Origin of the sequence: Pseudaquabacterium rugosum, from assembly GCF_038066575.1 — a bacterium.
Taxonomy (GTDB): domain Bacteria; phylum Pseudomonadota; class Gammaproteobacteria; order Burkholderiales; family Burkholderiaceae_C; genus Pseudaquabacterium; species Pseudaquabacterium rugosum.
Genome location: NZ_JBBUTF010000018.1, coordinates 1 through 13,039, shown reverse-complemented (window position 1 = coordinate 13,039; position 13,039 = coordinate 1). Strand labels below are relative to the sequence as shown.

11 protein-coding genes are annotated in these 13,039 nt (G+C 72.6%); 9 read left to right on the top strand and 2 right to left on the bottom strand.

What is annotated here, in order from left to right:
• Positions 1-22 precede the first annotated feature (22 nt).
• The 6 genes from tynA to AACH11_RS18440 all read left to right on the top strand — a co-directional run bounded on the left by tynA (position 23) and on the right by AACH11_RS18440 (position 7,220).
• Positions 23-2,308 carry a primary-amine oxidase gene (gene tynA, locus AACH11_RS18465; RefSeq protein WP_341375733.1) on the top strand — a complete coding sequence of 762 codons (2,286 nt, stop codon included), beginning with the start codon at positions 23-25 and terminating at the stop codon, positions 2,306-2,308.
• Positions 2,309-2,493: 185 nt separating this feature from the next.
• Positions 2,494-3,453 (top strand): Bug family tripartite tricarboxylate transporter substrate binding protein, encoded by a 960-nt coding sequence (locus AACH11_RS18460; RefSeq protein WP_341375732.1) that lies wholly within the window; start codon positions 2,494-2,496, stop codon positions 3,451-3,453.
• On the top strand, positions 3,450-4,274 hold the full coding sequence (locus AACH11_RS18455) for an HpcH/HpaI aldolase family protein (RefSeq protein WP_341375731.1): 825 nt from the start codon (positions 3,450-3,452) through the stop codon (positions 4,272-4,274). The genes AACH11_RS18460 and AACH11_RS18455 overlap by 4 nt, the downstream gene beginning before the upstream one ends.
• A complete protein-coding gene (locus AACH11_RS18450) occupies positions 4,271-4,768 on the top strand; it encodes a tripartite tricarboxylate transporter TctB family protein (protein ID WP_341375730.1) in 498 nt (165 codons plus the stop codon). The genes AACH11_RS18455 and AACH11_RS18450 overlap by 4 nt, the downstream gene beginning before the upstream one ends.
• Positions 4,769-4,827: 59 nt before the next feature.
• Positions 4,828-6,336, top strand: a complete 1,509-nt coding sequence (locus AACH11_RS18445; RefSeq protein WP_341375729.1) for a tripartite tricarboxylate transporter permease — start codon at positions 4,828-4,830, stop codon at positions 6,334-6,336.
• A complete protein-coding gene (locus AACH11_RS18440; protein ID WP_341375728.1) occupies positions 6,333-7,220 on the top strand; it encodes an isocitrate lyase/PEP mutase family protein in 888 nt (295 codons plus the stop codon). The genes AACH11_RS18445 and AACH11_RS18440 overlap by 4 nt, the downstream gene beginning before the upstream one ends.
• Positions 7,221-7,245: 25 nt before the next feature.
• On the opposite strand, the gene AACH11_RS18435 is transcribed toward AACH11_RS18440, so the two are convergent.
• Positions 7,246-8,187, bottom strand: coding sequence for a LysR family transcriptional regulator (locus AACH11_RS18435; protein WP_341375727.1), 942 nt, complete (start codon positions 8,185-8,187; stop codon positions 7,246-7,248).
• Between the two features lie 21 nt (positions 8,188-8,208).
• Here AACH11_RS18435 and AACH11_RS18430 point away from each other — a divergent pair, with 21 nt between their 5' ends.
• Positions 8,209-8,913, top strand: coding sequence for a response regulator transcription factor (locus AACH11_RS18430; protein WP_341375726.1), 705 nt, complete (start codon positions 8,209-8,211; stop codon positions 8,911-8,913).
• A gap of 96 nt (positions 8,914-9,009) precedes the next feature.
• On the opposite strand, the gene AACH11_RS18425 is transcribed toward AACH11_RS18430, so the two are convergent.
• Entirely contained in the window at positions 9,010-10,074 is a 1,065-nt protein-coding gene (locus tag AACH11_RS18425) for a porin (RefSeq protein WP_341375725.1), read from the bottom strand.
• Positions 10,075-10,351: 277 nt separating this feature from the next.
• Between AACH11_RS18425 and AACH11_RS18420 the strand changes: the two genes are divergently transcribed.
• Together AACH11_RS18420 and AACH11_RS18415 are read left to right on the top strand one after the other, a co-directional pair.
• The gene (locus AACH11_RS18420; RefSeq protein WP_341375724.1) at positions 10,352-11,323 is read left to right on the top strand and encodes a DUF2157 domain-containing protein; all 972 of its coding nucleotides are present in this window, start codon (positions 10,352-10,354) and stop codon (positions 11,321-11,323) included.
• The gene (locus AACH11_RS18415; protein WP_341375723.1) at positions 11,320-12,933 is read left to right on the top strand and encodes a GDYXXLXY domain-containing protein; all 1,614 of its coding nucleotides are present in this window, start codon (positions 11,320-11,322) and stop codon (positions 12,931-12,933) included. Before AACH11_RS18420 ends, AACH11_RS18415 begins: the two co-directional genes overlap by 4 nt.
• The last annotated feature ends 106 nt before the right edge of the window (positions 12,934-13,039 follow it).

Sequence of the window (13,039 nt, the reverse complement as noted above, 5' to 3'; positions counted from 1 at the left end):
ACCCGCCGCAAGAGCCTTCCCCATGATCCACCGTCCCCTCCCGCTGGCCTTGAGTGCCCTCACGCTGGCGATCGCCGCGCTGTCACCGGCATCGATGTCCGAGGCACAGGCCCACGGCAGCGCCGCCCGGATGGTGCCGCTGAAGAAGGCCGCCCAGGACTTCAACGCCACCGTGCACTGGGATGGTTATGCCCAGCTGTTCACCCTGACGCGCAACAGCACGCAGGTGCGTGTCAAGCCCGGTGCCGACACCGCCCAGGTCAACGGCTCGCCGCTGCGTCTGGACGTGCCGGTGGTCATGCGCAAGGGCCAGGCCTACGTGGCCCATGATTTCTTCCGTCAGGTCTTCCAGTCCGGACTGGACAAGACCTTCGCCATCGAGCGCAAGCCCCACCCGCTGAACCCGCTGACGGCCGCGGAGATCAAGACCACGCTGGACGTGCTCAAGGCCTCGGGCCGTCTGCAGCCCGGCCACCGCTTCACCGAGATCGCGCTGAAGGCGCCGCCCAAGGACCAGGTCTGGGCCCATGCGCTCGAAGGCAAGCCGGTGCAGGCGCCGCGCCAGGCCAACATCGTGATCCTCGACGGCCGGCAGCTGATCGAGGGCACGGTCGATCTGGCCAGCCAGAAGCTGTTGCACTGGCAGCCGGTGGACGGCGCGCACGGCATGGTGCTGGTCGATGACTTCGCCACCGTGCAGGCCGCCATCGAGGCCAGCGCCGACTACGCGAAGGCGCTCGCCCAGCGCGGCATCAACGACGTGAAGAAGGTGGTGGCCACGCCGCTGACGGTCGGCTACTTCGACGGCAAGGACGGCCTGAAGCAGCAGGACCGCCTGCTCAAGGTCGTCAGCTACCTGGACGTGGGCGACAACAACTACTGGGCGCACCCGATCGAGAACCTGGTCGCGGTGGTGGACCTGCAGAAGAAGCAGGTCGTCAAGATCGAGGACGCGGGCGTGATCCCGGTGCCGATGAAGGCCACGCCCTATGACGGCAGTGCCGGCGCGCGCGCCCAGCCGCGCAAGCCGCTGCTGATCACCGAGCCCGAGGGCAAGAACTACACGATCACCGGCAACACGCTGCGCTGGCGCAACTGGGACTTCCACATCGGCCTGAACTCGCGCACCGGACTGACGCTGTCGACCGTCACCTACAACGACCACGGCACCCAGCGCAAGGTGATGTACGAGGGCACGCTGGGCGGCATGATCGTGCCCTACGGTGACCCTGACGTGGGCTGGTACTTCAAGGCCTATCTGGACTCGGGCGAGTACGGCATGGGCACGCTGACCTCGCCGATCGAGGCCGGCAAGGACGCCCCGATGAACGCGGTGCTGCTGGACGCCACCATCGCCGACTTCACCGGTGCGCCGATGACGATCCCGAAGGCGATCGCCGTGTTCGAGCGTTATGCCGGCCCCGAGTACAAGCACCAGGAGATGGGCAAGCCCAACGTCAGCACCGAGCGGCGTGAGCTGGTGGTGCGCTGGATCAGCACGGTCGGCAACTACGACTACATCTTCGACTGGGTGTTCGCCGAGAACGGCACCATCGGCATCAACGCCGGGGCCACCGGCATCGAGGCGGTCAAGGGCGTCAAGTCCCGCACGATGAAGGACGCCACGGCCAAGGACGACACGAAGTACGGCACGCTGATCGACCACAACATCGTCGGCACCACGCACCAGCACATCTACAACTTCCGCCTCGATCTGGATGTGGACGGCGAGGCCAACGCGCTGACCGAGATCGACAACGTGGTGGCGCCCAACACCGCTGGCGGCCCACGCACCAGCACCATGCAGACGGTCGAGCGCACGGTGGCCACCGAGAAGCAGGCGGCGCAGAAGTTCGATCCGGCCCACATCCGACTGATCAGCAACCCGGGCAAGACCAACAAGGTCGGCTATCCGGTCTCGTACCAGCTGATCCCGTATGCCGGCGGCACGCACCCGGTGGCCAAGGGCGCCCACTTCGGCCAGGACGAGTGGATCTACAACCGCCTGCACTTCATGGACAAGCAGATCTGGGTCACGCGCTACGACGCGGACGAACGCTTCCCCGAAGGCAAGTACCCCAACCGTTCGAACAAGGACACCGGCCTGGGCCTGTTCAGCGCCGATGACCAGAACATCGTCAACACCGACAACGTGGTCTGGCTGACCACCGGCACCACCCATGTGGCGCGTGCCGAGGAGTGGCCGATCATGCCCACCGAGTGGGTGAACGTGTTGCTCAAGCCCTGGAACTTCTTCAACGAGACGCCGACCCTGGGCCTGGTGCCGGCGCCGAAGAAGGCGCGGTGAGGTCGCGGGGGCGCCGGGCGGGCGTCCCGGCGGCGCCTTCCATCATTAGCCCAGGGCTAATGACGGCACGCCCAGGTTGATTGAAGGCGTCGTCCCGTCTCCCTAGCATCCGTTGCACTGTCGACCCCGGCTTCAAGACGCCGGGGCGGCGGTCCACAACAGATCCGATGCTGACTGGAGACACCGTGAGACGACTCTTCCGCACCCTGGCGCTGGCCACCCTGGCCGCGCTCGCCCCCTCCTGGGCCCAGGCCGATCTGGGCCGGATCGACATCCTCGTGCCCTCGGGGGCCGGCGGTGGCTGGGACCAGACCGGCCGGGCGCTGCAGCAGGCGATGCGCACCGAGGGCCTGTCCACCAACGCCCAGGTCACCAACGTGCCCGGGGCCGGCGGCACCATCGGCCTGGCCCAGTTCGTCACCACGCGCAAGGGCAAGCCCGGCGCCGTCCTGATCGGTGGCTTCACGCTGGTGAGCGCGGCCATCACCAACAAGTCGGCGTTCTCGCTGGCCCACGTCACGCCGATCGCCCGCCTGACCGGCGAGTACGAGATCCTGGTGGTGCCGGCCGCCTCGCCGATCCGCACCCTCGGCGATCTGGTCAGCCGGCTGAAGGCCGATCCGCGGGCCGTGTCCTGGGCCGGTGGCTCGGCCGGCAGCACCGACCACGTGCTGGCCGCACTCGTGGGCGAGGCCGTCGGCGTCGATCCGGCCAAGGTCAACTACGTGCCGCATGCCGGCGGCGGCGAGGCCATGACGTCCATCCTCGGCGGACACGTGAGCGTCGGCGTCGGTGGCTGGAACGAGTACGAGGCGCAGATCAAGGACGGCAAGCTGCGCGCCATCGGCGTGGCCGCGCCCAGGCGCCTGCCCGGCATCGACGTGCCGACCTTCCGCGAGCAGGGCGTGCCCGTCGAGCTGGCCAACTGGCGCGGCGTCTTCGCCGCCCCCGGCCTGGCGGAGGCGGACCTCAAGCGCCTGTCGGCCGCGATCGATCAGCTGGCCCGCAGCGAGGGCTGGAAGCGCATCCGCGAGGAGCGCGGCTGGCTGGACTACCACCTGTCGCGTGCGGAGTTCCAGAAGTTCATCGCCGAGCAGCAGACGCAGATGCAGCGCACGCTGACCCATCTGGGGCTGGCCAAATGAGCGGCGCCAGCCTGAACCGCGCCCCGCGCATGATCGAGAACGCGGCGCTGCAGCGCATGCGCGCCGACGCGCCGGCCCTCGGCATGCAGGTGCGCCTGGGCCGCAGCGGCGAGGTGGCGGCGCTGGCCGCGGCCACCGGCCACGACTGGCTCATGCTGGACCTGCAGCACTCGGGCATCGACATCGCCACCGTGGTCGAGATCTCGCTGTGCGCCTACGGCTTCGGCGTGACGCCGGTGGTGCGCGTCGGCGGGCCGGACCATCCCGACACCGTGCGCCTGCTGGACGCCGGCGTGATGGGCATGATCCTGCCTGACACGCGAACCGAGGCGCAGGCCCAGGCCTTCGTGCGCACCTGCCGCTTTCCACCGCTGGGCACGCGCTCGGTGACCACCGGCTACGTGACGCTGGGCTACGAGCCGCTGCACATCGCCACCGCCGCCGAGGTGCTGAACCGGGAGACCCTGGTGGTCTGCATGATCGAGTCGGTGCAGGGGGTCGAGGCGCTGGAGCGCATCGCCGCCGTCGAGGGTGTCGACGTCATCCACCTCGGCTGCAACGACCTGCTGATGGAGATGGGCCAGCCGGGCGATTTCGCCTCGCCCGATCTGGCCGCCATCGTCGAGCGGCTGCTGGCGGCCTGCCAGCGGCACGGCAAGTTCGCCGGCATGGGCGGTGACCGCGATGTCGCGCGGCAGCGCCGCTTCCTGCAGGCCGGCGGGCGCTTCCTGACCACCGACAGCGATCTGGGCTTTCTGCGTGCCGCGGCCCGCGGCAAGACCGACGCGCTGCGTGCCGCGCCGACCGAGGCCGGGCCATGAGCGCCAGGACCGCCAGGGCCGCCGCGCGCCTCGGTGATCTGGCCGTCGGCGGCGTGCTGGGCACACTCGGCCTGTTCATCGGCATCGAGACCCTGACCACCATCCCCGCCGGTCCGGCCTATGCGGCAGTCGGCCCGCGGGTGTTCCCCGGCCTGATCGCCGGTGGCCTGTGCGCGATCGGCCTGCTGATCGGTGCCCGGGCCTGGCGCGGCGGACCCCCTGCCGCCGACGATGAGCGGCCGCACGACTGGCGGGCCGTCGGCTGGATCGCGGCCGCGCTGGCGGCGCAGATCCTGCTGCTCGACTGGCTGGGCTGGCTGCCGTGTGCGGCGCTGGTGTTCACCGGTGTGGCGCGGGCCTTCGGCAGCCGCCGCTGGCGGCGTGACGCGCTGATCGGGCTGGCGCTCGGGGCCGGCACGCTGGCGCTGTTCAACGTCGGGCTCGGCCTGGAGCTGCCGCTGGGCCGCCTCATCGAGGGCGCGGTCGGCCACTGAGCCGCCCGCCGGATCCCGCCTTCCACAAGCGGCGCGTCGACGCCGCCACAGGACCATCCATGGAGACCTTCAATTCCCTGCTGCACGGGTTCTCGGTGGCACTCAGCCCCGTCAACCTGCTGTGGTCGGCCCTCGGCGTGACGTTGGGCACGGCCGTGGGCGTGCTGCCCGGCATCGGGCCGGCCCTCGCGCTGGCGCTGCTGCTGCCGGTGACCGGCAACGTGGTCGATCCGACCTCGGCCTTCATCATGTTCGCCGGCGTCTACTACGGCGCGATGTACGGTGGCTCGACCACCTCCATCCTGCTGAACGCGCCCGGCGAGGCCAGCTCGATCGCCACCACGCTCGACGGCCACGCGATGGCCCGTCAGGGCCGCGCCGCCCAGGCGCTGGCCACGGCGGCCATCGGCTCCTTCGTGGCCGGCACCATCGCCACGGCGCTGCTGACCTTCGTCGCTCCTCAACTGGCGCGTCTGGCGCTGCTCTTCGGACCGCCCGAGTACTTCGCGCTGATGGTGGTGGCGCTGACCACCGTGACGGCGGTGCTGGGCGATTCGCTGTCGCGCGGTCTGGCCAGCCTGCTGTTCGGTCTGGCGCTCGGCCTGGTGGGCATCGACCTGCAGTCGGGCCAGGCGCGCTTCGCCCTCGGTGTGCCCGAGCTGCTGGACGGCATCGACGTGGTGATCGTCGCCGTCGGCCTGCTGGCGGTCGGCGAGACGCTGTACGTCGCTTCCCGCCATGTGCATGATGGCGAGAGCCTGTCGGCGGTCTCCGGCTCGCTGTGGCTGAGCCGCGAGGACTGGCGCCGGTCCTGGAAGCCCTGGCTGCGCGGCACCTGCATCGGCTTTCCGATCGGTGCGCTGCCGGCCGGCGGCAGCGAGATCCCCACCTTCCTGTCCTACCTGACCGAGAAGAAGCTCTCACGCCATCCGGAGGAATTCGGCCGCGGCGCCATCGAGGGCGTGGCCGGGCCCGAGGCGGCCAACAACGCGTCGGCGGCCGGCGTGCTGGCGCCGCTGCTGTCCTTCGGCCTGCCGACCTCGGCCACGGCGGCCATCCTGCTGACGGCCTTCCAGCAGTTCGGCGTGCAGCCCGGCCCGGGGCTGTTCACCCACAACGCGGACCTGGTCTGGGGCCTGATCGCCAGCCTCTACATCGGCAACGTCTTCCTGCTGGTGCTCAACCTGCCGCTGGTCGGCGTCTGGGTGCGCCTGCTGGCGATTCCCAAGCCCTGGCTGTATGCCGGCATCCTGGTGTTCGCCACGCTGGGCGCCTACACGCTGAACAACAACGTCGTCGATCTGGTGATCCTGTGGGTGATCGGCCTGGTCGGCTTCGCGATGCGGGTGGTCGGCATGCCGGTGGCCCCGGCCGTCGTCGGGCTGATCATCGGCCCGCTGCTGGAGCAGCAGTTCCGCCGTGCGCTGGCCATCAGCCAGGGCGACCCGTCGGTGTTCCTGACCCATCCGATCGCCGCCGGCCTGCTGGCCATCGCCGCCGTGCTGGTGCTCGCGCCGCTGGCGCTGCGCCTGCGCCGCCGCGCCCCCACCGCCCTGGAGACCGCATGACCCCCCTGGCCCGAACCGCGCGCCGCGAGCGCCTGCGCCGCCTGATCGCCGCGCCCGACCTGCTGGTGCTGGCCGGCGTCTACGACGGGCTGAGCGCCCGCATCGCCGAGGCCGAGGGCTTCCAGGCCGTCACGGTCGGCGGTTATGCCGCCATCGGCAGCATGCTGGCCCAGCCGGATCTGGGGCAGTCCAACCTGCGCGACATCGCCAGCCACTGTCAGCGCATCTGCCAGGCCACCGAGCTGCCGGTCTATGTCGATGCCGACACCGGCTTCGGCGGCGTGCACAACGTGCGCGAGACGGTGCGCGCGCTGGAGGGCGCCGGCGCCGCGGGCCTGTTCATCAGCGACCAGACCTTCCCCAACCGTTGCGGCTACATGGCCGGCAAGACCGTGGTCAGCACCGACGAGATGGTGGCCCGGCTGCGGGCCGCGCTCGATGCGCGCGAGGACCCGGCCTTCTTCATCTGCGCCCGCACCGATGCGGCCGCCGTGGAGGGCGAGGACGCGGCCATCGCCCGCTGCCGGCGCTACATGGCGATCGGGGTGGACATGGCCAAGCCCCAGGGGCTGGACCAGGCCGCGCAGATCACGCGCGCCATCGCCGAGGTGCCGGGCCCGCATTTCGCCACGCTGTCGCAGGCGGCCCACGGCCCGGGGCTCGATCTGGCGCCGCTGCAGGCCCTCGGCGTGGCGGCGGTGACGCTGCCGTCGCTGGCGCTGTTCGCGGCGGCGCGGGCGGTCGGCCACGTGCTGGGCGAGGTCCGCCGCAGCGGCTCGCTGCGGGGCCTGGACGCGCACCTGATGTCCCGCCCGGACTACGACGCGCTGGTGCGCCTGGAGGCCTTCATGCGTCGCGAGCAGGCGCTGTCGGGCATGGCTTGAGCGGCCCGCCGTCAGCCGCCTGCCGTCAGCCGTTGGCCTCGGGCAGGCTGCGGCATTCGGCGATCAGCGCCAGCACGTTGGGCTTGCGCTCATGCATGCGTGGCACCACCAGCCGGATCGACTGCCAGTGCGCGAACTCCGCCGTCAGCGGGATCAAGCGCAGCCGGGTGTTGAACAGCGCCACGCGGCTGGGCAGCAGGCCGCAGCCCACGCCCTCGGCCACCAGATTGGCCAGCGAGAACAGGTTGCCGGCCCGCAGCGCGATGCGGGGCTGGAAGCCGGCCTTGTCGAACAGCGGCTGCATCGCCTGCATGGTGATGAAGTCCTGGTTGAGGGCGACGAAAGGCTGCTCCCGTGCCAGGCGCAGGTCCATCGTGTCCAGGGCCGCGTACGGCGAATCCAGCGGCGCCGCGAACATCACCGGATCGCGGTAGAGCTCGACGGTCAGCACATCGTCGTCGATCGCCTCCTGGTCGCTCATGACGGCCACGGCCGCGTCGATGGCCTCCTCGCGCAGCATCTGCAGCAGCTCGCGCGTCGAGCCCAGCTTGAGGTTGACGTCGAGCTGCGGCCGGCGCGCCTTCAGGCCGAAGATCAGCTGCGGGATGGTGCGCACCGTCAGCGAGTAGCCGCTGCCGATCGTCATGCGTGTGTCCTCGAAGCCGGCGACCTGGCGCGTGCGGCGGATGCCTTCCTCGCAGGCCGCGAGCGAGCGCTGGGCGTACTCGGCGAAGGCGTGCGCGGTGGGCAGCGGCAGCAGCGCGCGGCCGGACTTGCGGAACAGCGGACAGCGCAGCCCCTCTTCCAGGCTGTGCAGCGCGCGGTGGACGCTGACGGTGCTCAGCGACAGCTCGTCGGCGACCGCCGACAGCGAGCCCAGCCGCATGAAGGACAGAAAGACCCGCATCTTGCGCAGGGTCACCTCCTCGTCGATGTCCATCGTCAGGAGCGCTTCGTCGAAAGGCATGGATCTTAAGGGGATGGAACGATGATGCGTGTGCTGCTGGCCGCCGCCGATGACGCGTTCGCGGCCGCGCTGCAGCGGGTGCTGGAGCGGCGGGGCTTCTGGGCCGAATCGGCCGGCGACGGCCGCCGGGTGCTGGATGCGTTGCAGCTGGGGGCCACCGATGTCTGCCTGCTGGACGCCGATCTGAGGGTGCTGGACGGCCTGACCGTGCTGCGGCGCGCCCGTGAGGGCGGGGCGGCCGTGCCGGTGATGGTGATGGCCGCGGCCAGCCCGGCCGCACGCCGCACCTGGCTGGAGGCCGGCGCCGACGACATCGTCGGCAAGCCCTTCGACATCGACGAGGTCGTGGCCCGGCTGGGCGCGCTGCACCGGCGCCTGAGCGGCGGCCCGCTCGTCGAGGGGCCACGCTGCGGGCCGCTGTCGATGGACGCGCTGTCGGGCATGTTCTATCTCGACGGCGAACTGCTGGTGCTCTCGCCGCGCGAGCGGGGCTTCCTGCGCGCGCTGCTGGTGCGCCCGGGCTTCGTCGTGCCCCGTGACCGGCTGGTGCGGGCGGTCTTCGGCGACGCGCCCGCGCCGGGCGCGCTGGACGTGCTGACCTGCCGCCTGCGCCGCAAGCTGCAGGGCGGTGGCGTGCGCCTGCGCACCGTGCGCGGTTGCGGCTATCTGGTCGAGGCACAGCCGCAGCCCCAGTCCCAGTCCCCGTCCTTGACCGGCAGCGCTTGATGCCCGCCCGCGGCCGGCTGAACCGGCCGGCCTGGGCGGTGACCTGAGGGGTGCGCCGTGGGACGACCTGGGGGCCGCCCCCCGCCACCGCCACCGTCAGAAGCTCAGCCGCAGCGCCAGCTCGACGCCCGGGCCCGAGCGCCGCGTGGCCGTCGCGCCGCCGGCCTCGTGGGTCGTGCGGCGCTGGTGCACCAGGCTGCCGTTCAGGCTCGCCCAGCGGGCCAGCGGCAGCTGGTAGCCGAGGGCCAGGTGCGTGGTGTCGACATCGCCGGCCCGGTTGCCCGCGCCGTTGATCTCGTGGTTGACGACCCGGCGCAGCGCGGCCCGCACCTCGCCCGGCCCGGCCGGCCAGCGCAGCCCCAGCGTGCTGGTGCGGGCGCGCCCGGCATCGGTGGCGCCGATGTCGCGCGTGGCCACGTGGGTCGCCATCAGCCGCAGCCGGTCACCGCGCCAGGCCAGGCCACCGCCCCAGGATCGCTTGGTCGACGTGGTGGATTCGCCGTCGCGCTGCACGGCCAGGCCCAGATCCCAGGCGCCTTGCGTGCGCTCCAGGTGCAGGCCCTGGGCGCTGCCGGCCGTGCGTTCACCGGCGCGCGCGCCGAGGCCCAGCTTCCAGCCCTGCCAGGCGCGGCTCGTCGCATAGACCGCGTTGTCCCAGGCATCGTCCGCACGGCCGGCCCGGCCGCTGGCCGCGCCCAGGCTCAGGCCCTCGAAAGCCTCGAAGCGGGCGCCCGAGGTCATCTCGTCGAGCGGCGCGCGCAGCCGCCCCGCCAGCAGGCTGCCCCGCTCGGCATGCTCGACACCGACCCAGGCCTTGTCGTCCCAGAAGCGGGTGTCGCGCTGGGTGCCGGTGTCCAGGCGCAGGCTGTGTTCGAGGCGGAAGAAGGCCTGCGCGCCGCCGCCCAGATCCCCCTTGCCGCGCACACCGATGCGGCTGCGCGAGGCATCGTCGACGGCGTGGGTGCCACCGGCGCCCGTGCTCAGGTTGGGCGTGTGGCGCAGGCCGATGTCGACCTGGCCGTAGACCTGGAGCTGCATCGTCGACGTGGACGGCGACGGGGCTGGCGGCGGGGTCTGGGGGGCGGTCTGGGCCTGGGCCTGGACCTGCGGCGACCAGGTGCCGGCGCACAGGGCGGCGGCGAGCAGCAGGGGGTGTTTCACGGCGGTGTCTCCGGTGTCATCAGCGTCCCCGGTCGGCCGATCCGCCGGGGTGTCGTGATGCTGGCGGCCGAGCCCGGTCGCCGCCCGGGTCGCGGCGCGCGCCGCGAGGCCGTTCTGTCCGCGACCTTGCAGGGGTCTTACGGGTGTCTGGCATGGCGCGTGGGGTGGCTGCTGATCGCCCCTGATTTCAGCTGTTCTGCGGAGCGCGCCGTGTCCGTCAAGCGGCGCGGGCCGCCCCACGCCACGTCCCCGTCACCTCGGGCGCTAGCATGCCCCCATGGACCTGCGACAGACCCTCTTCGCCCTGGCGGCTGAACACGGCGTGGCGGCCGATGCCCGACTGCAGGCCGCGGCCGGTCTGCAGGGTGAGCCCGCTGCCGTGCGGCACCGCGGGCCCTTCGTGCTGCGGGCCACGGCGGCCACGCTGGTCGGCCTGGGCCTGGTGTTCTGGGTGGCGGCCAACTGGGACACGCTGGGCCGCGCCGCGCGGTTCGGGTTGCTGCAGGGCCTGCTCTTGCTGGCGCTGGCGGGTGCCGCGATGCGGCCGGCCGCGCGGGCGGCGTTCAGCCTGCTGGCCTGGCTGGTCACGGGTGGGCTGCTGGCCTGCTTCGGCCAGATCTACCAGACCGGGGCGGACCCCTGGCCGCTGTTCGCGCTGTGGGCCTTGTTGACGCTGCCGCTGGCCCTGGCTGCGCGCAGCGACCTCGTCTGGGTGCCCTGGGTGCTGGTGGCGATGGTGGCCGTGTCGCTGTGGACGCAGGCCCACGCCGGCCATCGCTGGCGCACCGATGCCGACACGCTGCCGCTCTTCCTGCAGGCCTGGGGTGCGACGCTGGCACTGCCGGCGCTGCTGTCGCCGGCGGCCGCGCGCTGGACCGGCGCCGGCCCGTGGGCGCTGCGCACGGCGATCACCCTGGCGGTGGTCGCCATCACCGTCACGGCGCTGGGCGCACTGTTCGGCAGCCCGGTGCAGGCGCACTACGGCCTGGGGCTGGTGGTGCTGCTGGCGCTCACGTGGGGCCTGGCGCGGCCGGCCACCGTCGATCTGCACGGGCTCAGCGTCGCGTGGGCGGGCCTGGACACGCTGCTGGTCTGCGGGCTGGCGCGGTGGCTCTTCCGCGGGTCGGGCGGTGACACGGCCGGCAAGCTGCTGGTGCTGGGCGTGGCGGCGGCGGTGCTGGTGGCAGCGTCGGTGGCCAGCCTGCTGCGCCGGGTGCGCCAGGCCCGCACGACGGAGCGGCCGGCATGAGGGCCGATCGGGTGCAGGCCGCCGTGCAGGCGGTCGTTGCGCACGGTCTGCTGCCGGCGGATGCGCGTGCGGACGATGCCGACCCGCGGCCCTGGCCGGTGATCCTGCTGATGGCCTTCGGCGCCTGGCTGGCGGCCCTGCCGATGCTGGGCCTTCTGGCCCTGCTGCTGGGTGGGCTGCTGGACCACGGCCCCGTTCTCCATCTGGTCGGCGGCGCGCTGCTGGCCTTGGGCGCGGTGGTGCTGCGCGCGCAGGGCGTCGCCCTGTTCATCGAGCAGATGGCGGTGCCGGTGCTGCTGAGCGGCCTGCTCGGCCTGGCCGCGGCCTTCCACCGGGATCTGCCCGAGCGGGGTGGCCATGCCGCGACGCTGGCCCTGGTGCTGGGCTGTGGCGCGCTGCTGCCACGGGCCTGGCTGCGACTGCCGCTGGGCGCCGCCGCGGCCGGCCTGGCCGCGCTGATGCTGACGGGTTCGGTCGGCCAGATCCTCGGCGGCGGGCCGGCTGCGGCGCGTCTGCACTGGGCCTGGCCGCTGGTGCTGATCCTGTCGCTGGCCGCGCTCCACACCGTGGCCGCCGGACGTGCCGGCCCGCCGCGCAGGGCCGCCGCCGTCGACGCGCTGGCCTCCGGGGCCCTGCTGGGCGCGCTGGCGGGCCTGGCCGCCGCCTCCGGCATGAGCTTTCTGGTGGGCGGTGCCACCGGGGCGGGCGCGGTGGCCGACATCGGCCGTGAACTGGCCCGGCTGCCGCGCGGGGTCGACCTGGGGCCGGCAAAGGTGCTGTCTGTGCTGACCGCCGCGGCGGCCCTCGTCCTGCTGGCCCGGGCCTGGCCCTCGACGCGCCGCCCACATTGGGCGTTGGCGGCGCTGGTGCCCCTGGCCTTGTCCGCCTTCGTGCCCGCGCTGGGCCCGGCGCTGCTGGCCGCGGCCGGCTGCGCCGTGATGCACCGCTTCCGCCTGGCCGCGGCCTCGGTGGCCGTGGCGCTGTGGGGGGTGGGCGGTTTCTACTATGCGGCGGCCCTGCCGCTGACGCAGAAGGCCCTGCTGCTGTGTGCGGCCGGCGCCTGGCTGGCGGCCTGCGCGGGGTGGATCCGGCCGTCCGCCGACGCGCGCACCGGCCCGCGGATCGGCCCGCCCACCGGCCGCCGGTGGTGGGGCGCCTGCACCTGCGGCGTGGCCGCGCTGCTCATCGTCAACGCCGGCATCTGGCGCAACGAGATGCTGATCCGCCAGGGCAGGCCGGTGCTGGTGGAGATCGTGCCGGTGGACCCCCGATCCCTGCTGCAAGGCGACTACATGCGCCTGGCCTTCCGCCTGCCCGCCGACCTGCCGGTCACGCGGCCGCTGGACGCCCACCGGCCGCGCATCCTGCTGGCCGTGGACGAGCGCGGCGTGGCCCGCCCGCTGCGCCTGGCGCGGCCGGGCGAGACCCCCGGCGCGGGACAGCTGCTGATGGAACTGACCCCCCGCGACGGACGCTGGACCCTGGTGACCGACGCCTGGTATTTCCGCGAAGGCGACGGCGCGCGGTGGGCGCGGGCGCGTTATGGGGAGTTCAGGGTGCAGGCCGATGGGCGGGCGTTGCTGGTGGGCCTGAGGGATGACAAGCCGTGAACGAACCGCCGATCGACCGTGGGGAGCGCATGGCTGCTGATTGCCGCAGTGGCGCGAGGAGGCGGGAGCCGATGCGCAGCGGGAGCGGTGTGAGGGCCGTTTGTGC